Here is a 23,040-nt window from a genome sequence, read left to right as displayed (position 1 = left end):
ATCGCGGCCCGGGAGAACGGCCGCCTCGACGGCCGGGTTCGCCCCCGACCGTCGGCCCGAAGTCCTCGGCCCGGGTGGCCAGTTGTCAACAAACGCGTGGTCGGCGACCTGACCGCCGTGCTCCACCGGGTGCGGCGCCGAAGCGCCGTTCACCGACCGGGTCGGCGTCCGAGCGGCCCAGGTGCCGGTACGCACCTGGGCCGCCGGAGGCGGCACGCCGACCATCAGGCGGACGGGCCACCCTGGACGCGCCAGGACCTCAGCGTCTGCCGTCAGTTCGCCTTGAGCAGGTTCCGGACGGCGCCCACGATGTCCGCCGGAACCACGATCGCCTGCCGTTCCAGGGCCGGCGCGACCGGCTGGACGTCGGCACAGGCTATGTAGGACAGACGCTGTTGCTGCGTCCAGCCGACAAGCTCCGCGATGATCCTCGGCGCGATCGACTGGCTCCGTGCGGCCGGATCGACGAACAGACCCCGCCCGGTCCGCGCCAGCGACGACTTCAGCGCCGCCCAGTCCGTCGACAACATGTCGAGAGCCCGGAGATCGACGATCTCGGCCGCGCAGCCGTCCGCGGCCAACTCCTCGGCCGCTGCCCGCGCCCAGCTGACGCCCACCCCGTAGGTGAAGATGCTGACATCGCTGCCCTCGCGCAGGACCCGTGCTCCCTCCAGCGGGAGACGGGACGAGAAGTCGCGCTCGCTCAGTTCGAACTTCTCCTCGTAGAGCGAGGCGAACTCCACGAACAGGACCGGGTCGTCGCATTCCAGCGCGGCGTTCAGCGTGCCCAGGTAGTCGCGCGGATCGGCGGGGGCGAAGACCCGCCAGCCCGGGAACGACGTGAACAGCCCGGCGGGGTTGAGGCCGTGCTGCGGCCCGTACCCGCGCCCGATCGGCACCTTGGCCCGTACGATGACCGGCGCCTGCGCCGTGTTGCCGTAGAGGGCGCGGATCACGCCGATGTGGTTGAACAGCTGGTCGGCGGCGATGAGGGCGAAGCTGCCGTACATGAGCTCGACGATGGGTCGGAGGCCGGCCATCGCGGCCCCGCAGGCCATTCCCACGAAGCTCGCCTCGGAGATCGGCATGTTGATGATCCTGGAGCCCACGAGCTTCTCGTCGAGGTTCCCCGCCTGCCACAGCAGACCGCCCGGCTTGGCGACCTCCTCACCCATGAACACGACGTCATCCGACCGGCGCACCGCTCGTGCGATGCCCTCCGCGATCGCGTCCTTGAAGGACCACTCGGTGCGTTCGCCGCTGTCCTCGTCCTCGGCGGCCGGCTCGGGCGCGGTGTGTCCGACGGGTGCCGTCCGGCCCCGCAGCAGCGCGTGGGCGTCCAGCTGCGGCGTGACGCCGGCCGGTCCGGGCACGGCGCCGTGAGCACGGGCGATCAGGGCGGCCGCGGCCGCCCTGATGCGCTGCTCCTCCCCGTCCGTCAGCAGCCCCTGCTCCAGCAGCGTCTTCGGCAGCGAAGTCATCGGGTCGAGCTTCAGCCATGCCGCTTCCTCGGCCGGGGTCCGGTACCCGGCCGCGCTGCCGGGGACGCCGCCCACGTGGTCGCGATGCCGGTACGTCTCCACCTCGATGATGGCCGGTCCCGCGCCCTCGCGGATCGCCGCGACGAAGTCCTGGGCCGTCCGGTAGAGCGCGGCCTGGTCGCCGCCCTTGATGCTGGCGGCCCTGAAACCGTGTGCGAGGCCCTGGGAGGCCAGCGGCAGGACGGCCGACGCCTCCTCGGGACGGGTCGCTTCCGCGTAGCCGTTGTTCTCGACGACGATGAGGAGGGGGAGGCGCAGGACGCCGGCCAGGTTGGCGGTCTCGTGGAAGGTGCCCTGATTGACGGCCCCGTCGCCGATGAAGCACACCGCGCATCCGCCGGTGTCGCGCAGCGAGTCCGCGAACGCCAGACCGGCGGCGATGGGGATGCCGCCACCGACGATGGCGCTCGAACCCATGAACCCGACCTCGGAGTGCCGCAGGTGCATGGAGCCGCCCATGCCGTGGTTGACTCCGGTCGCCAGTCCCAGGATCTCGGCGAACGCGGAGGTCAGGAGATCCGTGGCTGCCGGCGGCGGGTCCTCGCTCAGCGGGTCCCAGTCCTCGCCGATCGCGTGGCCCAGCGCTTGGACGAGGAAGTGATGGTGCGAGCGGTGGTTCCCGATGACCTGGTCGCCGTCGCGAAGATGACTCAGCACGGCAGCCGCGACGCCCTCCTGGCCGAGACAGGTGTGCATGGGGCCGGACACCTCGCCCCGCTCGGCGCAGGCCAGCAAGGTCAGCTCGAATTCACGCACCACGTGCATGTCGAACAGCATGCGCCGAAGCGCTGGTTTCCCTATGCGTGCGTAGTCCGAAGGATCGCTGTGACGGTATTCGAGGCGCCCGAACGGTTCGACCGATTCATTCAGCACTGGTTACCTGCCCGTATCGACTGGGAGAAGATTCTTGATGACGTTGGTGACGAGTTCCCTCTCGTGGGGTACGAGGTCGGAGCCGTCACCCTGGAACGCACGGAAGTCAAGACCTGCTGTGCTCGCCGCGCCCCCGGACCGCGACGTCGGAAGGGAAGACCTCGGGATCGCGCTGTCGCCGGCACGGCTGACGGCAGGGCCGTCGACCGCCTGGACCCCCTTCAGGTACGGGTCGTGGGTTCCGAGGGGTTACGGGGCCGGTCGGGCCGAGACGATCAGGCGATGGAGTACGAAGTCGTGAACCGGCCCGAGCCGGAGCACGACCTCGGGTGCTCCACGGTCCGGTCCACCGGATCCGGCGTGAACGCACGTGTTACCGGACCGATCACGATCCGGTCCGACAGCCGCTCGTCCGCCGCCGACTCGACTCGCCCAAGACGTGGCAACCGGAGAGCTCCTGGACGGGCAACCTACCAAGCAAAGATCGCCGAGTCACGGGCGTTGAGACGCCACGTCAGAAGCTGATGCATGATCAGTGTCGCTGCTGGACAACGTTTGCGCAGGTCATGGCGGCAACTGCCGAGCCTCCGAGCCCGAACCGTGACGTTCCGCCAGTTCGCGTCCGCACCAGTCGTTGACAGGTTTTCGGTGATCGTGATCGGATGACGCCGGTCAGGGGGCGGTGAGAGGCAGGGGGGACGCGGTACCGGGGGGCTCCACGACAGTGGAGGTCGGGAGGAGCAGGCGGCTCGCCGCCCGGCCGGATCCCAGGAAGTCTCCACGCCCGTGCGACGGGTGCTTCGCCCGCGACGGGGTGGGCGAGCAGACAGTGTGAGTCCATGTGAAACCGGCGGCCCGGATCGTGGGTGCGGCCGGGTTCCGGCATGAACCGAAGTTGGACGGTCGACCATGCGCAGGGGCGGTCGCACCGGAGGGAATCGCGACTCCTCGCGAGTCATCATGAACGGGGTGGAGGAACAGTGGGCAATCCCTTCGACAGGACGAACGGCGAGTTCCCGGTCCAGGCGGTTCGGGAGGACCCACGTTCCATGTGGCCGCTAGGCGCCCGGACCCCGGAGGGCCGGGACACGGGCCGCAGGGCCGGATCCCGGACCCTGAGCCAGGTGTGAGCGCGCTGGGCCCTGTCGTCCGGGCCTGAACGCTCGTCCGGGCCGACCGGAGTCGGCCGGCTTCCCGGCACTCGCCGCCGGGGAAACCGGCTTCGCCGTGCGCACCTCCGGCTCCACCGGGTCGCGCGGCTCCGTCCGGGCCGTTGGATCCCTTCTCCAAGACTCTCGACACCGCCGACAGCAGTCGGCCGGTGCGCTTTCCACTGCCCTGGGAGGGGCCGGATTCATCCGCCTCCCGGGCCTGTTCAGCCGTGATTTCCAGTCAGTGCACGACGGGGCAACGGGGCCCCGGATGCTTTCCTCCGGTTGGGCCCGGACCGGGTTCCCCAGTCGGTTCGACGCTGTTTGGGATGGATACCGATGACCGATTCACCCACGTTCGTGGAGACCTTCACCGTCACCGCGGAGAATCCGCTGCTGGCCGGACACGTGATCTACGGGCGTCCGCTGCTGCCCGGTGTCGGCTACGTGGACCTGGTGCTGCAGGTCCTCGCGCGCAACGGTCACGCCATGACGGACGTCGAACTGCGGAACCTCACCATCCTCGCCCCGCTCGTCGCCGTACCCGGGGAGAAGGTGCTGACCACCGTGGAGGGGCGTCCCGCCCCGACCGGCGGATGGAAGGTCGAGGTGCGCAGCCGGAGGCCGCAGGACACCGCAGACGTCGTGCACGCGGTGGCGAACGCGCGGCTGCGGACGTCGGAGCCCTTCACGGAACGGCTGGCCCTGCCGCTCGCCGGAGCCACCAGGCTCACCACGATGACCGAGATCTACGACTGGTGCCGGCAGATCCGGCTCCAGCACTCGGGCCTGATGAAGCTCAGGGGCCAGGTCCACCACCGGCCCGCGGACTGGACCGCCGAACTCGAACTCGCTCCCGAGCACCAGGGCAGTACGGCCGCCTTCCTGTTCCACCCCGCACTGTTCGAGGCCGGGTTGCTCGGCGGCGGGGTGGCCATCGGCATGCTCCACGACGGCAACGACGGTCAGGGCCTGTACCTCCCGCTGATGTTCGAGGGGTTCCGGGCGGCCGGGGCGCTCGGCAAGCGCTGTTACGTCCGGGTGCCGGTCGACTCGGTTCAACGGGACGACGAACTCATCAGGCTCTCGGTCGAGTTCTACGACGAGAACGGCGGGAAGGTCGCCGAGGTCGGCCGCTTCGTCGCCAAGCGGATCCGTGCCGAGGACGCTCTGGACATTCGCGACGAGGCGGCCCCGGTGCCGGTCCCGGCGCTGCCCGGGACGGGACCGTCGGGGTCGGCGGCCGAGGAGGCCCCGGCGCCGGTGGGGGCGGGTGCAGGGGATCTGCAGGGCGTGGTGCAGGAGTTGGTGGCCGCGCGGCTGGGTGTGACGTCGGATCAGGTCGACGCGGACCTGGGGTACTACGAGTTGGGCCTGGCGTCGGCGGATCTGTTGTCGTTGGTGACGGACCTGGAGCGGCGGCTGTCGGTGGAGCTGTCGCCGACGGTGATGTTCGAGTACAAGACCGTCGGTGAGCTGGCGGCGTGGTTGACGGACCAGGTACCGGTGGACGCCCTGGCGGCCGCGGTGCCGGTTCCGGTGCCGCCCGGGCCGGGGTTCTCGGTTCCGGTGCCGCCCGGGCCGGAGGCCGTGGTGGTCCCGGCGCCCGCGTCGGTGCCCGCCGAAGCCCGGATCGACCTGGCGGGGCTGCGGAGCGAGGTCGCCGCCCAGGTGCGGGTGCCGGTCGAAGACATCGATCCGGACAGTGAGTTCGGCGACTTCGGCCTCGACTGGACAGCCCTCGCCCAACTGGCCGACCGGCTCAACGAACGCTTCGGCCTCGCCCTGGCCCCGACGACCCTCTCCCAGCACCGCACCGTCCGCGCCCTGACCGCGCACCTCACCGGGACCGCCCTGCCGCCGCAGCCCGGGCCCCGGATCCAGCCGGTCCCATCGGGCCCGGTGGATCTGCCCCCGGTCCTCGCGGAACCTGCGGCGGAGCCCCATCCGATGCTGCACCGCACCGTGACCGAGCCGGACGGCGTCGCCTTCGAGACGCACATGGACGGCAACGAGCCCTGGCTGCGTGACCACCGGGTGCGCGGCGGCCGGGTGCTGCCCGGGGTCGCCCACCTGGAGATGGCGCGTGCCGCCGTGGCGGTCGCGCTCGACGCCGACCGGACCTGCGGGGTGCGACTGGAGAACGTGGTCTGGCTGCGTCCGGCGATCAGCGGGCCGAACGGACTCGACCTGCGGGTGAGTGTCCGTACCCGCCCCGACGGCTGCGTGTTCGAGATCCACGGTGTGGACGGCGACGGCGAACGGACGCTGTGCAGCCAGGGCCGGGCGAGCCTGATCGCGGACGGCGACCGCCCGCTGCCGGGCGACCTCGCCGAGCTGCGCCGGACCTGCGGCGGCACCGTCCTCACCGCGGCGGAGGTCTACGGCCACTACGACCGCATGGGTCTGGCCTACGGCCCCGCCCAGCGCGCACTGGTGGAACTGGGCGTGGGCACGGACACCGACGGCCGGCCCCAGGTGCTGGCCGAGCTGCGCCTGCCGCCGGAGGCCGGGGACCCGGGCCCGCTCGCCCTGCACCCGAGCATCGTCGACAGCGCCCTCCAGGCGACCATCGGGCTCTGGCCGGCTCCGGCAGCGGCCGGTGACGACCCGGCACCGCTGGCCCTGCCGTTCGCCGTCGAGCGGGTGCAGGCCCTGGCGCCGACCCCCGTCCGCTCGTACGCCTGGATCCGGCACCGGCCGGGAAGTGGCACGGACACCCGGTCGGCCAGGCTCGACGTGACCGTGTTCGACGAGCAGGGCCGGGTGTGCGTGGAGCTGACCGCGCTGAGTTCCCGCGCCCTCCCGGATGCGGCGCCGCGGACCGCCCCGAGCGGGCAGCCCCGTCCGGCGGTCGACGGCACCGGGTCCGTCGACCGGGCGGCCACCGCCCGCGCCGTCCCGGCCGACGGGCCCGCGGTCACCGCACCCGGGTACGCGGCCACGGACATCGCCGTCATCGGCGTCAGCGGTCGGTACCCGGGAGCGGCCGACCTCGACGAGTTCTGGAAGAACCTCAGGGCCGGCCGCGACTCCATCAGCGAGGTCCCGGCGGAGCGCTGGGACCACCGCCGCTGGGCCGACGGCGCCGCCGGTACGGAGATCAGCCGCTGGGGCGGCTTCCTCGACGACATCGACCGCTTCGATCCGCTGTTCTTCCAGATATCCCCGATGGAGGCCGACTACCTGGACCCCCAGGAGCGGCTGTTCCTGCAGACCGCGCACCACGCGCTGGAGGACGCCGGCTACACCGCCGAGCGGCTGGCCCGGTCGGTCGCCGCCCAGCGGGGTCCCGACGCCGCCGCCGAGCCCGGGGGCCGGGTCGGCGTCTTCGTCGGTGTGATGTACCAGGAGTACCAGCTGCTGGCCGCCCAGGCGCAGGAGCGCGGAGAGCCGGTCGCCCTGTGGGGCAGCGCGGCCACCGTCGCCAACCGGGTCTCCTACTTCTACGACTTCCACGGGCCGAGCATGGCCGTGGACACCATGTGCTCCTCCTCACTGACCTCGATCCACCTGGCCTGCGAGGCGATCCGCAGCGGCCAGTGCGAAGCGGCCATCGCCGGCGGCGTGAACGTCAGTCCCCACCCCAACAAGTACCTGATGCTCAGTCAGCGCCACTTCCTCTCCGGCGACGGCCGGTGCCGGAGCTTCGGTGAGGGCGGTGACGGCTACGTGCCCGGCGAGGGGGTCGGCGCCGTGGTGCTCAAGCCGCTGTCCCGGGCGGTCGCGGACGGGGACCGCATCCATGGTGTGATCAAGGGCACCGCCCTCAACCACGGCGGCCGGACGACCGGCTACTCGGTCCCCACCCCGGTGGCCCAGGGCGACGTGATCGCCCAGGCGGTCCGGGCGGCGGGCGTCGATCCGCGGGCGCTGAGCTACCTGGAGGCGCACGGCACCGGCACCTCGCTCGGCGACCCGATCGAGGTGTCCGGACTGACCAAGGCGTTCCGCGACCTGGGCGCCGAACCGCGGCACCTGGCGGTCGGCTCGGTCAAGTCGAACATCGGGCACACCGAGAGCGCGGCGGGCATCGCCGGAATCACCAAGGTGCTGCTCCAGATGCGGCACGGGGAACTCGTGCCGAGCCTGCACTCGCGCACGCTCAACCCGCACATCGACTTCGACCGCACCCCGCTGCACGTGCAGCAGCAGGTGGAGCCGTGGCGGCGGCCGACGGTGGAGATCGACGGCGAGCACCGGACGTTCCCGCGGATCGCCGGGATCTCCAGCTTCGGCGGCGGCGGATCCAACGCCCACGTGGTGATCGCCGAGTACCTGCCGCAGCGGGAACGTCCGGAGGACACCGCGGACGGCGGCCGCCCCGAGCTGCTCGTGCTCTCCGCCCGCAGCAAGGAGCAGCTGGCGGCCCAGGCCGGCCGGCTGAGCGCCCGACTGGGCGAGCCGACCGGGGAGCGGCTGTCCGACGTCGCCTGGACGCTGCAGACCGGCCGGGTGTCCCTGGAGGTGCGACTGGCCCTCGCCGTGACCTCGACGGCGCAGGCCCGGGCCCTGCTCGCGGAGTTCGCAGCCGACCCGGACCGGCCCGGTGCCTGGACGTACGGCACCGCCCGCCCGGCGCGGACGGTGGACCGGGAGGCCCTGGCGGCCGCGCTCGCCGACTGGTCGTCGCGCGGCGCGCACGAGCGGCTGCTCGCCCTGTGGACCGAGGGCGCCGACCTGGACTGGGACACCGTCAACCCCGCCGCCGGCACCGCCCGCCGGGTGGGCCTGCCCGGCTACCCGTTCGCCCGGGAGCGCTACTGGCTGGACCTGGACACACCGGGCGCGCCCGCCCGCCGGTTCGCCGCCGGTCCGGCCGAAGCGTCCGAGGAGCGGGACGGGAGCGCGGAGCGGGACGAGGTGCTGCTGCTGCGCCCCGAGTGGGTTCCCCGGGACGCCGCGCCGCGGACCGGCCCGGGGGAGCGGTTCGCCGAACGCCACCTCCTGGTGCTCGGCAGTCTGGCCGCCGAGGAGCGCCAGGCCCTGCTGACGGCGCTGCCCGCCGCCACCGTCTGCGCGTTCGAGGAGCAGGCCGACGCTCCACTGGAGCACCGTTACACCGCCGCGGCACGGCAGTTGTTCACGCTGGTCCGCGCCGTCCTGGAGCGCGGCCTGCGGCAGCCGGCCCTGTTCCAGGTGGTCCTGGCCGGTGCCGGTGCCGGTGCCGGTGCCGAGCGTTCGGCGGCGGCCTGCCTCGGCGGCCTGTCGGGCCTGCTGAAGAGCGCCCAGCTGGAACACCCGCTGCTGCGCACCCAGTTCCTGGAATGCCTGGACGGCTGCGCTCCGGAGGAGATCGCCGCCCGGCTGGCGGCCGAGGCGGTGGAGCACCCCGAGCCGGAGGTCCGCCACCGAGCCGGACGGCGGCTGGTCCTTCGGCCGGTCGAGGTGGCACCCGTCCGGGCCGTGGAGCGGCCGTGGCGGGACGGCGGCGTCTACCTGATCACCGGCGGCGCGGGCGGCCTCGGGCTGATCGTGGCCCGGGACATCGCCGCCGCGACGTCCCGGGCGACCGTGGTGCTCACCGGCCGCTCCGCGCTGGACGCGCAGCGCCGCGCCGAGGTGAACGCCCTGCGCGCGGCCGGCCTGACCGTGGACTACCACCGCGTCGACGCGGCCGACCGGGAGGCCGTCACCCGGCTGCTCGACACGGTCGCGGACAACCACGGGCCGCTGACCGGGGTGCTGCACAGCGCGGGGACCGTCGACGACGCGTTCGTGCTGCGCAAGAGCCCCGAGCAGGTGGCGTCCGTCCTCGCGCCGAAGGTCGCCGGACTGGTGAACCTCGACGAGCTGACCCGCGGGCTGCCGCTGGAGTTCTTCGTCGCGTTCTCCTCGATCGCGGGGACCTTCGGCAACGCCGGGCAGAGCGACTACGCGGCCGGCAACGCCTTCCTGGACTCCTACGCCGCCCACCGCAACCGGCTGGTCGAGGCGGGCGAGCGCAGCGGTCGGACGGTGTCGATCGGCTGGCCGCTCTGGGACGAGGGCGGCATGGGCGCCGAGGGCGAGGTCCGTGAGAAGTTGCGCGGCCTGGGCCTGGCGCCGCTGGGCACGGCCGACGGCCTGGCTGCGCTGCGCTGCGCACTGGCGGGGGAGGAGAACGGCCTGTCGGCCGGCCGGCTGCTGGTGGTCGCCGGTCGGCGCACCGCGCTGCTGCCCCGGCTGACGCGAGCGGTGGAGCCGGGCACGGCGGCTGCGGTCCGGCCGGACGCTGCCGCCTCCGTCCAGCCGGAAGCCGTCGCCCAGCCGGAAGCCGTCGTCCAGCCGGAAGCCGCTGCCGCTCCGGTGGCCGACGGGCGGCGCCTGGAGGAGCGGGCGGTGGCCCACCTGCGGCGCCTGCTGGCCGGGGCGCTGCGGCTCGGCGCCGAGCGCCTGGACATCGACACGCCACTGGATCGCTACGGCATGGACTCCGTGGTCGCGGTGAACCTGATCTCCGGGCTGGAGGAGTCGTTCGGACCGCTCTCGCGCACCCTCCTCTTCGAGGTGCAGACGGTGCGTGAGCTGGCCCGCTACTTCGTCGACGGCCACCCCCGGGAACTGCGCGCCCTGATCGGCGACTCCGACGAACCCGGCCACGTACCGAGCGGCGCGGGGACCGCGCCGGAGGCCGGGCAGACCGCTGAGGAGACCGCCGAGCAGATCGCCGAGCAGACCGCCGAGCCCGCTGCCGGGCGCCCGCTGCCGCGGCACGCCGCCGTCGGGCCGCGCGGGGGAGTGGCCGGCGAGGACGTGGCGATCATCGGCATCGTCGGCCGCTACCCGGGAGCCGCGGACGTCGACGCCTTCTGGACCCTGCTGAGGGACGGCGGGGACTGCGTCACCGAGGTCCCGGCCGACCGGTGGGACCACGCCGCGACCGGCAGCCGCGGCCGCTGGGGCGCCTTCCTCGACGGGATCGACCGCTTCGACCCGCTGCACTTCGGGATCTCGCCGCGCGAGGCCGTGGCGATGGACCCCCAGCAGCGGCTCTTCCTGGAGAGCGTCTGGCACCTGCTGGAGAGCAGCGGTGTGACCAGGGACGCCATCGAGCGCCGGTACGCGCGGCGGGTCGGCGTGTACGTCGGCGCGGCGTACCAGATGTACCGGGCGGACGCCTCGGACCCGGTCCTGGCGGCGCTCACCTCCTCCGCCTCGTACAACCTGATCGCCAACCGGGTCTCGCACTTCTTCGGCCTGGAGGGCCCCAGCCTGGCCGTGGACAGCATGTGCACCTCCTCGACGATGGCCGTCCACCTCGCCTGCGCCGACCTGCAGCGCGGGGACGCGGAGCTGGCCATCGCCGGCGGAGTGAACCTGACGCTCCACCCGGACAAGTTCACCGCGCTGTCGGAGATGCAGCTGCTCGGCACCCACCCGGGAAGCCGCAGCTTCCGGGACGGTGACGGCTACCTGCCGGCCGAGGCGGTCGGCGCGGTGCTGCTCAAGCCGCTGAGCGCGGCGCTGCGCGACGGCGACCCGATCCACGCCGTGATCAAGGGCACCGCCTCGATGCACAGCGGCCGGGCCAACGGCTTCATGACGCCCAGCCACCGCACCCAGGTCGGCGTCATGCGCCGTGCTCTGGAACGGGCCGGCACCGACGTCGACTCCATCGGGTACGTGGAGTCCGCGGCCAACGGGACGGCCTTCGCCGACGAAGTCGAACTGGCGGCCCTGCGCGAGGTGTTCGGCCAGGTGACCGAACCGGTCGCGGTGGGCAGCGTCAAGTCCAACCTGGGCCACCCCGAGGCCGCCTCCGGAATCGCCCAGCTCACCAAGGTCGTCCTCCAGCTGCGGCACCGGCGCCTCGCGCCGCTGGTCGAGGCGGGCGAGCCCAACCCCAACCTGCCACTGGACGGCACCGCGCTGCAGCTGTGCGAGAAGCCGGCCGACTGGGAGCCCCGCGGCGGTGCGGGAACCGCGCTCCGGGCCCTGGTCAACTCGGTCGCGGCCGGCGGCAGCCACGTCGCTCTGGTGGTGGAGGAGGCCCCGCGCGCCGTCGCCGCCGCCGAACCCGCCCCGGTGGTGCGGAGGCCGCAGCTGGTGGTGGTGTCCGCCCGCGACGCCGAGCGGCTGCAGGTGGCCGTGCAGCGGCTGCACGCCTACCTGGGACAGGCGGAGGAGGTGGACCTGCCCGGCGTGGCCTGGACCACCCAGCTCGGCCGCGAACAACTGCCCGAGCGGCTGGCCGTGGTGGCCGGCACCGCCGAGGAGCTGGTCGGCGCACTGGCCCGCCACCTGGCCGGCGAGGACCCCGATCCGCAGGTGCCGCTCTACCGGGGCAACGCCGAGGAGGACGCCGCCGCGCTGGCCTCGGTGCTGCTCGGCGCCCGGGGCAGGGAGTTCCTGGCCGGGTTGGCGGCCGACGGCGACCTGGAGCGCCTCGCCGACCTGTGGACGCGCGGCGCCGCCGTGCCGTTCGCCGATCTCCACGACGGCCGCCGCCAACTGGTGGCGATCCCGGCGACGGCCTTCGAACCGGGCCGCTACTGGCTGGGCGGCACCCCGCAGGGCCCCGCCGCCCCGGACCCCGGCGCCGGAACCCCGGTGCCGGAGGCCGCGCCCACGCCCGCGTCGGGCGAGCGGTCGATGGCGGGCCTCTGGGCGGAGCTGCTCCAGATCGACGAGGGCCGGCTCGGCCCGCGGAGCAACTTCTTCTCGCTCGGGGGCAACTCGCTGCTGGCGACCCGCTTGATCAACCTGGTCAAGCAGCGGACCGGGGTCGACCTGCCGGTCCAGGCCGTGTTCAACGCGCCGCGGCTGGCCGAGATGACCGCCGAACTGGACCGCCGCCGACCGGCCGCCGAGGCCGTCGACGCTCTGGACGTCGACCGGATCCTCGCGAGCATCGGCCTCGTCGAAGGCATGAGCGACGAAGAGCTGGACGCACTGGACTCCGAGAAGCAGGCGAAGGGACGATCGTGACCACCCCCCAGGACGTAGGCTCCGAGCTGCTGGACCGGATCCGGTCCCTGCCCCCGAAGAAGCAGCGCGCACTGATCGCGCTGCTCCGCCGGCAGGGTGTCGACCTCTCCGCCCTCGACGCGGTCCGCCCGCTCGCCCGGTCCGCCGACGAGCCGCCGCAGCTGTCCTTCACCCAGCAACGGCTCTGGTTCCTCGACCGGCTCGACGGCGGCAGCGCCGCGTACAACATCCCGCTGGCCGTGCGGCTGAGCGGGCCGCTCGACCGGTCCGCCCTGCGGCGCGCGCTGGCGGCCGTCGTCGAGCGGCACGAGGTGCTGCGCACCCGCTTCGAGGAACGCGACGGCGTTCCGTACCAGCGCATCGGCGACGGACGGGACTTCGTCGTCGGCGACGGGGAAGCCGCGGACCCGGCCGACCTGGCGCGGATCTGCGAGCAGGAGGCGGCCGCCCCCTTCGACCTGGAACGCGGCCCGCTGGTGCGGGCCCGGCTGCTGCGCGAGTCCGAGCAGGAGCACGTCCTGCTGGTCACCATGCACCACGCGGTGTCCGACGGCTGGTCGGTCGGGGTGCTCGTGCGCGACCTGACCGCCCTGTACGAGGCGTTCCGCAGCGGCCGGCCGTCCCCGCTGGCACCGCTGCCGGTCCAGTACGCCGACTACGCGCACTGGCAGCGCCAGTGGCTCGGCAACGAGGTCCAGGCCCGCCAGGTGGAGTACTGGAAGGGCCGGCTCGCCGGGGTCGACCCGCGCCTCACGCTGCCTCCCGACCGGGAGCGCCCGGCGGTCAAGACCTACGCCGGCGCGAGCGAGACGTTCCGCTGTCCGCCCGAACTGCTCGGCCGGCTGCGGGAGATCGCCGGCGCACAGGACGCCACGCTGTACATGCTGCTGCTCGCGGCCTACATGGTCGTCCTGCACCGCTGGACCCGGCAGACCGACATCGCGGTCGGTACCGTGGTCGCCAACCGGAGCCGGATCGAGGTGGAGGAGCTCATCGGCTTCTTCGCCAACACCCTGGTGATGCGCGCCGATCTGGACGGTGACCCGACCTTCCGCGAGCTGCTGGCCCAGGTGAAGCAGACCGCCCTGGAGGCGTACGACCACCAGGACGTGCCCTTCGAGGCGGTGGTGGACGCCCTCCAACTGGAGCGCAGCCTCGCCCACTCGCCGGTCTTCCAGACCCTCCTCGTCCTCCAGGGCGCGCTGACCGGCCGCGAGGGCGCGCTCGGCGAGCTGGCGGTCTCCCCGGTCGACGTGCCGCTGACCCGGACCAAGTTCGACCTCACCCTGGACCTCCAGGAGACCCCGGACGGGCTGGCCGGCACGGTCGAGTACAACACCGACCTGTACGACCGGGAGACCGTCCTGCGGTTCACCGACCACTACGGCCGGCTGCTGGCCGCGATCGCGGCCGACCCGGACCAGCCCGTCGCCGCCCTCGACATGGTCGGGGAGCCGGAGCGGCGCCGCGTGCTGGAGACGTGGAACGACACCCGCCGGCCGTACAGCGACGACACCTGCCTGCACCGGCTGTTCGAGGCCCGGGTGGCGCGTCACCCCGGACGCACCGCCCTGGTCGACGCCGAACGGTCCTGGACGTACGCGGAGCTCAACACCTGGGCGAACCGGATCGCCGACGCACTGCGCCGTCAGGGCATCGGCCCGGACGACCTGGTGGGCCTGTGCGTCGAGCGCTCCGCCGAGATGGTCGCGGCGATCTACGGCATCCTCAAGGCCGGCGGCGCCTACATGCCGATCGACCCGGCCTATCCGGCCACGCGCATCGGTGAGTTGATCGAAGGCTCGGGCGCCGCCGTGGCACTCACCCAGCCGCACCTGGACGCCGGGCCGCTGGCCGGTGCTGCCGTACTGGTGCTGCACCGCGACGGACGGATCGACGGTCCCGACGGCGCGCCGGCGGCGGACCTGGCCGAGGCCGATCCGGTGGTCGCCGTCGGCGCGGGGAACCTGGCGTACGTCATCCACACCTCGGGTTCCACCGGCCGCCCCAAGGGCGTCATGATCGAGCACCGGGCGGCGGTGAACCGCATCGAGTGGATGCAGAACGAGTACCGGCTCACCGAGACGGACGTCGTCCTGCAGAAGACCCCGTTCAGCTTCGACGTGTCGGTGTGGGAGTTCTTCTGGCCGCTGCTGACCGGTGCCCGGCTGGCCGTCGCCGAGGCCGGCGGCCACACGGATCCCGGCTACCTGGTCGACGCGGTCGAGCGGTTCGGGGTGACCACGCTGCACTTCGTGCCGTCCATGCTCCGGGCGGTCGTGGAGGAGCCCGGCTGGTCGCGGTGCACCTCCGTGCGCCAGGTGTTCTGCAGCGGTGAGGCCCTGCCCCCGGACCTGGTCGCCCGCCACTACGGGAGCCACCGCGCGCCGCTCGTCAACCTCTACGGCCCCACCGAGGCGGCGGTGGACGTCACCCACTGGACCTGCCCCGCCGACCCGCTGCCGCGCGTGGTCCCGATCGGCCGGCCGATCCAGAACATCCGGATGTACGTCCTGGACGGCGCCCTCCGACCGCAGGGCATCGGCTGCGTCGGTGACCTCTACATCGCCGGCGACGGCCTGGCCCGGGGCTACCTGAACCAGCCCGAGCTGACCCGCGAGCGCTTCGTCGACGACCCGTTCGTCCCCGGCACCCGGATGTACCGCACCGGAGACCTCGCGCGCTGGCTGCCGGACGGCACCCTGGAGTACCTCGGGCGTTCCGACGACCAGGTCAAGCTGCGCGGGCTGCGGATCGAACTCGGCGAGATCGAGCACCGGCTGGCCGGCCACCCCCGGGTGCGCTCCTGCGCGGTGGTGCTCCGGGAGGACCAGCCGGGCGAGCCGCGCCTGGTGGCGTACACGGTGCTGGAGAAGGAGCAGGAGCAGGGCACGGAGGACGCCGCGGTCCTGCGCGGCGAGCTGGTGCGCCACCTGGAGCGCACCCTGCCCGAGTACATGGTCCCCAGCGCCTTCGTGGTCCTGGAGGCGCTGCCCGTCACCACCCACGGCAAGCTCGACCGCCGGGCGCTGCCCGCTCCCGGCATCGAGGCGTTCGCCCAGGGCGCGTACGTCGCCCCGGCCACGCCCACGGAGCGGCTGCTCGCCTCGCTCTGGGCCGATCTGCTGGGCTTCGACAGCGCGCGGATCGGCGCCGAGGACCACTTCTTCGCGCTCGGCGGCCACTCGTTGATGATCACCGTGCTGGTCGCCCGACTGCGGGAGGCCGGCCTGCACGCCTCCGTCCAGGACGTGTTCCGCGCGACGACCCTCAGCGACCTCGCTGCCCGGATCGACGGGGCGGGGGACGGCGCCCGGTACGAGGTGCCGGCCAACCGCATTCCCGCGGGCTGCGAGCGGATCACCCCGGACATGCTGCCCCTGGCCGCGCTGGACCAGGAGCAGATCGACACGATCACCGCCTCCGTCCCCGGGGGCGCGCCCAACATCCAGGACATCTACCCCCTGGTCTCCGCCCAGGAGGGCATCCTCTTCCACCACCTGATGGACCCGGAGCACGACCCGTACCTGGTCTGCACCCTGTACGCCGCGGACGACGAAGCCGCGGCCGTCCGGTTCGTCGACGCGCTGCAGGCCGTGGTCGACCGGCACGACGCCATGCGCACCGCGGTGCTCACCGCCGGCCTGCCCGAGCCCGTGCAGGTCGTCCACCGCACCGCCCCGCTGCCGGTGGAACGGGTGCTCCTCGCCCCCGACCGCGACGCCGAGGAGCAGATCCGCGCGCTGCTGGTCGCCCCCCGCCCGATGGCGGTCGACCGGGCCCCGCTGCTGCGGCTGGTCGTCGCGGAGGACCCGCACTCCGAGCGGCGCTTCCTCCTGCTGAACGTCCACCACCTGATCGAGGACGCCACCTCGCTCCGGCTGACCCTGGAGGAACTGGGCCTGCACCTGACGGGCCGCACCGACCTGCTCCAACCCCCGGCGCCGTACCGCGAGTTCGTCGCGCACACCTTGCACAACCAGGCGACGGACGAGGTGGAGGCGTACTTCCGGGCCGCTCTCGGGGACGTCACCGAGCCGACCACGCCCTTCGGCCTCGCCGACGTGCACGGCGACGGCCGCGGCGTGGAGCGGCTGCGCCGCGCGCTGCCGGACGACCTCACCCGCGAGGTGCGCGCCCAGGCGCAGCGTCTGCGGCTGAGCCCGGCCGTGCTCTTCCACGCCGCCTGGGCCTGCGTGGTGGCGGCCGGGAGCGGCCGCGACGACGTGGTGTTCGGCGCCATCATGTCCGGCCGCATGCAGGGCGTGCCCGGCGTCGAACGGATGCTGGGCAACTTCATCAACACCCTGCCGATGCGGGTCGGCCTGGCCGGTCGCAGCGTGCGCACGCTGATCGACGACGTCGACCGCGTTCTGAAGGAACTGGTCGCCCTGGAGCAGAGCCCGCTCAGCGTCGCCCAGCGCTGCAGCGGTCTGGAGGGCGACGCCCCGCTGTTCAGCGCGGTCGTCAACTTCCGGCACTTCGAGCCCTCCAGCGGCGAGGAGGCGGCGACCACCCGGATCGACGACGGCGGCGTGCACTTCGTGGCGGCCTCGGACGGCATCAACTACCCGGTGGCCGTCTCGGCCGACGACTTCGGCAGCGAACTGTCGCTGGACATCCAGGTCGACGAGTCGCTGGGCTGCGAGGCGGTCGCCGGCTACGTCGAGACCGCGCTCGCGGGCATCGTCGCCGCCCTCGCCGCCGATGACGGTCTGGCCACCGAAGCGCTCGCCGTCGAGGTGCTGCCCGCCCGGGAGCGCCGGCGCCTGCTGACCGAATGGAACGACACGGCGGCCGAGGTGGCCGGGGAGTCGCTCGTCGAGGCCTTCGAGGCCCAGGTGCGGCGCACCCCCGACGCGACGGCGCTGATCTTCGAGGGCGACACCCTCAGCTACGCCGAGCTCAACGCGCGCGCCAACCGCCTCGCCCACTGGCTGATCGAACGCGGAGCCGGGCCCGACCGTCTGGTGGCGGTCCGGATGCCGCGCTCCTTCGACCTGGTCACCGCGGTCTACGGGGTGGTGAAGTCGGGCGCCGGGTACCTCCCGATGGAGCCCGATCTGCCGGCCGACCGGGTCGAGCAGATGCTGGAGGACGCCGCGCCGCTGCTCGTGCTGGAGGAGCTTCCGGACACCTCCGGTCAGCCCGCGACCGACCCGGTCAGCGGGGTGACGGCCGATCACACCGGCTACGTCATCTACACCTCCGGGTCGACCGGCCGCCCCAACGGCCTGGTGATCCCGCACCGGGCCGGTCTCAACTGGATCGCCTGGAACCAGCACCGCTTCCCGATGGCCCCCCGCCACCGGATGCTCCTGAAGACCTCGGTGAGCTTCGACGTGTCGGTGCCCGAGCTGTTCTGGCCGCTCCAGGTCGGCGCGAGCCTGGTGATCGCCCGCCCCGACGGGCACCGCGACCCGGCCTACCTCGTCCGGCTGATCCGCGAACAGGGCGTCACCGACGTCGACTTCGTCCCGTCCATGCTGGCCGCGTTCCTCGCCGAGCCGCAGGCCGCCGAGTGCACCAGCCTGCGCAGGGTCGAGGCCGCGGGCGAGGCGCTGCCGGTGGAACTCGCCGAGCGCTTCACCCGGGTGCTGCCCGGCGCCGAGCTGTACAACGGGTACGGCCCGACCGAGGCCGGCCCCGCCACCGCCTGGCGCTACCGCACCGAGCCGGGCGCGACCAGTGTGCCGATCGGCACCGTGGCGTGGAACACCCGGGCGTACGTCCTGGACGGTGCCATGCGGCTGGCACCGCAGGGCGTGCCCGGCGAGCTCTACCTGAACAGCGTGCAGCTGGCGCGCGGCTACCTGAACCGCCCCGACCTCACCGCCGAGCGCTTCGTGGACGACCCCTTCGCGCCCTCGCCCGGCGAGCGGATGTACCGCACCGGCGACCTCGTCCGCTGGCGCGCCGACGGCGTGATGGAGTACCTGGGCCGCGCCGACGACCAGGTGAAGGTGCGCGGCTTCCGCGTGGAGCCCGGCGAGATCGCCGACGCACTGCTCGCCCACCCCGCGGTGCACCGGGCCGTCGTCGTTCCGTACGAGTCCGGCCAGGGCGTCGCGCTGGCCGCCTACGTGAGTCCGACGGCCGAGTGGGTGGCGGAGAGCTCGCCGGCGGCCACGGCCGACCACCTCGACCGGTGGCGGAGCGTCCTCGACGAGCGCCACGCGGCCGGCGGGACCGACCGGCCGTGCGGGAACCTCGCCGCCCTGATGGAGGAGCACCGGCCCAAGCGCGTCCTGCAGGTCGGGGGCGCCGACGGGCTGCTGCTGCGGCGCTACGCCCAGGCCTGCGCCGCGGTGGAGGTCCTCGACCTGTCGGAGGAGGCCCTGGACCGCCTCCGGGAGGAGGCGGCCGAGCACGGTTGGTCGCACGTCACGCCGCTCCGCGGCGAGGCCCTGGCCGCCGCGGAACTCACCACCGGGACCTTCGACGCGATCGTGCTCGACGGGGTGGTGCGGACCTTCCCCGACCGCCACTACCTGGAGCAGGCCCTGGCCGTGCTGGTACCGCTGCTGGCGGACGGCGGCCGGATCCTGGTCGGGGACGTGGGCGACCTGGACCTGCACGCCGCGCGGACGGTGGCGCGGGAACTGCGCCGCGCCACCGGCCCGGTGACGGCCGGCGAGCTGGCCCTCCGGGTGCGCAGCGCCCTGCGGCACGAGGAGGAGCTGCTGATCAGCCCCAGCTGGTTCGCCGGGCTGTCCGAGCGCCTCCCCGAACTGGCCGGGTTCGACGTGCTGCTCGGGGGCCCCACCGGGGCCGGCGAGTCCGCCCACGGCTACGACGTGGTCCTCGCCAAGGGCCCGGCCGGGGCGCCGGAGCCGCACCCGTGGCTGGAGGCCGCGACCCCGGAGCGGCTGCGGGAGCTGTTGGACGCCGGGACGCCTGACCGCTTCGGCGTCAGCGGTCTGACCGACCCCCGGCTCACCGGGGACGTCCTCCTCGCCGAGGGGCTGACCCGCGGGGACCCGGCCCGCGAGGTGACCCCGCCGGCCGACGGCGCGCAACCGCCGGCGTGCGAGTCCCCGGAGGCCCGCGCCCTGGAGGACGTGCTGCGCCATGCCGAGGAGCTCGGCTACCGGGTGGCGCTCACCCGCGCGCAGGACCGCCCCGACGGGCTGGACGTCCTGATCAGCCGGGGCGCCCCGCTCCCGGTGCGGGCCCGTGCTCCGTACCGGGCCGCGCACCAGGCCAACGCCCCGCTGACCGGCCGGATCGGGCCCGCGCTCGCGCGCCTGCTCAAGGACCACCTGGCGGCCCGGCTGCCGCACTACATGGTGCCCGGTGTGTTCGTGGTCCTGGAGGACCTGCCGGTCACCGCGAACGGCAAGGTCGACAAGCGGGCACTGCCGCTCCCGGACGAGGAGGACCTGGCCAAGGAGGCGTACGTCGCCCCGCGCACCGAGATCGAGCGCACGCTGTGCCGGATCGTCGGGGAGGTGCTCGGCGTCACCGAAGTCGGACTGCGGGACAGCTTCTTCGACCTCGGCGGCCACTCGCTGCTGGCCACCCGGCTGACCCTGCGGGTGATGCAGGAGCTGCACCGGGAGCTGCCGCTCCAACTGGTCTTCACCGGCGCCACCGTCGAGGCGATGGCCGAGGCGCTGGAGCAGGCGCCGGCCGCCCAGGAGGCCCCGCCGCTCGACCACCCCGCCGACCGGTCCGGGGAGGACGGGTACGGACCCGGGGAGGCACCGCTGGCACTGGCCCAGGCCGACCTGTGGTTCCTCGCCCGGCCCGGGCACCTGGCCGCCGCGCACGACAACGTCCAGCTGGCGTTCCGGATCGAGGGGGCACTGGACCGGGACGCCTACCGGCGGGCGGTCCAGGCGCTGGTCGACCGGCACGCGGTGCTGCGCACCGGCTACCCCCGCCGGGACGGCGAGGTGGTCCAGCGGGTGCACGAAGGGGTCGAGGCGGCGGTGGACGTGGTCGGGATGGGCGACGAGGAGCAGACCGCGGCCTGGCTGCGGGCCGAACGGGCCCGCCCCTTCGACCCGGAGGGGGAACTGATGGTCCGCGCCCACCTCCTGGCCCACTCGGCGGACGAGCACACCGCGGTCCTCACCCGGCCCTGGGGTGTCTTCGACGGCTGGTCCGTCAACCTCGTCCTGGCCGAACTGCTCGTGCTGTACCGGGCGATGAGCCGCGGCGAGGAGCCGGAACCCGGGCCCGCCGCCACGGGGTACGCCGACTTCGCCCGCCGGCAGCGCCACACGGTCGGCCCGGCGGAGCTGGAGCGCCAGCGGGCGTACTGGCGGGAGCGGCTGGCCGGCCTGCCCGTGCGGCCGTCGCTGCCGACCGACTACCGGCGGCCCCCGGTGAAGACCTATCAGGGCTCCTCGGTGGGCCTCCGGGTGCCGGCCGAGCTGCTCGCCGAGCTCCGGCGGCTGAGCCGGGAGCAGGGTGCCACGCTGTACCTGACGCTGCTGTCGGCCTTCGCCGTCCTGCTGGGAGGCTGGTCGGACGCGCGGGAGACCACGGTGGGCACCGCGGTGGCGAACCGCCCGGAGGCCGAACTGGAGCAGGTGGTCGGCTACTTCACCAACACCCTGGTGCTGCGGCTGGACGTGGCCCCGGAGCGCGCCTTCACCGAGGTGCTGACCCTGGCCAGGACGGTCACCGCGGAGGCGCACGAGCACAAGGACCTGCCGTTCCAGGACCTGGTCCGCACCCTGGTGCCGGAACCCGACCCGGCGTGGTCCCCGCTGTTCCAAGTGATGTTCAACCTGCTTCCGGCGCCGCAGGACGCGGCCGGCGGAGCGCGGGAGCCGGGCGACCTGGCGGTCGTCCCGCTGCCCTCCGACCCCGGCACCGCGCACTTCGACCTCAACCTGGTGGTGCGGGAGGAGCCCGACGGGCTGCGCGGCTACCTGGAGTACAGCACCGACCTGTTCGGGCGGCCGACGGCCGAGCGGATGGCGCGCGCCTACGAACGGCTGCTGGGCGCGCTCGCCGCCGACCCGGAGGCGGACGTCCTGACGCTGCGGTCGGCAGCCGAAACCTCGGAGGTGCATGACGTGCGCAACTCTTCTTCGCGCAAACCTTCCTGATGATCAATAAAGTACCGCCGGGGACTGCACATCGACGCCGGTTTGTGATCGACTGGATGTCACTCCCCCCAGCTCTTCCAAGAGGAGGCACTCCCTTGCCCGCCCAGCCCCCTACGATGGCCGGTCACCCGCTGCTCGGTTCCCTGCTCGACCTCCAGAGCGACACCCTGGGCACCTACCTGCGGGCGCGTCGTGAGTACGGCGACGTGGTGCGCTTCTCGGTCGGCCCGCCCGGCCTGCGCGCCTCCTTCGTCGCCGTGTTCTCCGCGGCCGGCGCCCAGCAGGTGCTGGCGGCCTCCTCCGACACCTTCAGCAAGGACAGCCGCTTCCTCGGCGAGATGCGCCAGTCCTTCGGCAACGGCCTGCTCACCAGCCTGGGCGACGAGTACATGCGCCAGCGCAGGATGCTGCAGTCGCTCTTCACCCCGAAGCAGGTGGACAAGTACGGGGGCGACATCGTCGCGGAGTCCCTGCGGTTGGCCGACCGCTGGGCGGCGGTACCGGACGCCACCGTCGAGGTCGCGGAGGAGATGACCGAGCACACGCTGCGCACCATCTGCCGCATCCTCTTCGGCGCCTACGAGGACATGGACGTGATGATCCGCACGGTGCAGCGGAACTTCCCGCTGATCAACGCCTATGCGGTGAAGCGGGCGTTCTCCCCCGTCCACATCTCCCGGAAGTTCCCCAGCCCGTCCAACCTCAAGGCCGCCAAGGCCCACCGCGAGCTGTACGAGGTCTGCGACGAGATCGTCGCCCGGCGCCGGGCGGCCGAGACCTCGGCCCCGTCGGACCGGCGGGACATGCTCAGCCTGCTGGCCAAGGCGGTCTCGGACGACGGCTCGCCGATCACCCCGGAGGAGACCCGCGCCCAGGTGCTGACCTTCCTGGTCACCGGCCACGAGTCCACCGCCACCACGCTGGCCTTCGCCATGCACCTGCTGGCCTGCAACCCCGAGGCGCAGGCGCGGGCCCACGCAGAGGTGGACGGGCTGCTCGACGGCCGGGAGCCCGGCTCGGCGGACGTGGAGGCGCTGCCCTACCTGTCCGCGGTGATCAAGGAGACGCTGCGGCTGTACCCGGCCGCGCCCGCGCTCGGCCGGGTGCCCACCTCGAACGTGCGGGTCGGGGACTTCGAGATCCCGGCCGGCACCGATGTGGTGGTGAGCGCGGGCGTGGTCCAGCGCGATCCCGAGATGTGGCCGGAACCGGACCGGTTCGACCCCGACCGCTTCCTGGGGGAGTCGCAGAACCAGCGGCCCCGGTACGCCTGGTTCCCGTTCGGCGGCGGGCCCAGGGCCTGCATCGGCCAGCACCTGGCGACGCTGGAGTCGATCCTGACGCTCGCCGTGCTGCTGCAGCGCTTCGGTTTCACCGCGGTCGACACGGACGTTCCCTTCAGCTCGGCCATCACGCTCCGCGCGGAGGGCCCGATCCGCTGCAAGGTCACCCCGCGCTGACCGGTCACCGCCGCGAAGGCACCTGACCGGGGCCGGGCCG

At 73.4% G+C, this 23,040-nt stretch carries 4 protein-coding genes; 3 read left to right on the top strand and 1 reads right to left on the bottom strand.

Annotated features, from left to right (window positions below; all coding sequences use genetic code 11):
• Positions 1 to 272: 272 nt before the first annotated feature.
• On the bottom strand, positions 273 to 2,306 hold the full coding sequence (locus ACIRVF_RS20765; RefSeq protein ID WP_402819580.1) for a dehydrogenase E1 component subunit alpha/beta: 2,034 nt from the start codon (positions 2,304 to 2,306) through the stop codon (positions 273 to 275).
• A gap of 1,598 nt (positions 2,307 to 3,904) precedes the next feature.
• Here ACIRVF_RS20765 and ACIRVF_RS20760 point away from each other — a divergent pair.
• From ACIRVF_RS20760 to ACIRVF_RS20750, 3 genes are all read left to right on the top strand, one after another.
• A complete protein-coding gene (locus tag ACIRVF_RS20760) occupies positions 3,905 to 12,475 on the top strand; it encodes an SDR family NAD(P)-dependent oxidoreductase (RefSeq protein WP_402819577.1) in 8,571 nt (2,856 codons plus the stop codon).
• Positions 12,472 to 21,540, top strand: coding sequence for an amino acid adenylation domain-containing protein (locus tag ACIRVF_RS20755; protein ID WP_402819574.1), 9,069 nt, complete (start codon positions 12,472 to 12,474; stop codon positions 21,538 to 21,540). Before ACIRVF_RS20760 ends, ACIRVF_RS20755 begins: the two co-directional genes overlap by 4 nt.
• Positions 21,541 to 21,635: 95 nt before the next feature.
• Positions 21,636 to 23,000: a cytochrome P450 gene (locus ACIRVF_RS20750; RefSeq protein WP_402819571.1), complete on the top strand. Its 1,365-nt coding sequence runs from the start codon at positions 21,636 to 21,638 to the stop codon at positions 22,998 to 23,000.
• The last annotated feature ends 40 nt before the right edge of the window (positions 23,001 to 23,040 follow it).

It is taken from the genome of Kitasatospora sp. NPDC101157 (assembly GCF_044768255.1).
In the GTDB taxonomy this organism is placed as follows: Bacteria; Actinomycetota; Actinomycetes; order Streptomycetales; family Streptomycetaceae; genus Kitasatospora.
The sequence above is the reverse complement of the archived record's forward strand: the minus strand, read 5'-3'. Positions and strand labels throughout refer to the sequence as shown.

Excerpts from the sequence above, each read along its gene's own strand:
- ACIRVF_RS20760 (WP_402819577.1), top strand. The coding sequence starts at position 3,905 with ATGACCGATTCACCCACGTTCGTGGAGACCTTCACCGTCACCGCGGAG.
- ACIRVF_RS20765 (WP_402819580.1), bottom strand. The coding sequence starts at position 2,306 with ATGCACGTGGTGCGTGAATTCGAGCTGACCTTGCTGGCCTGCGCCGAG.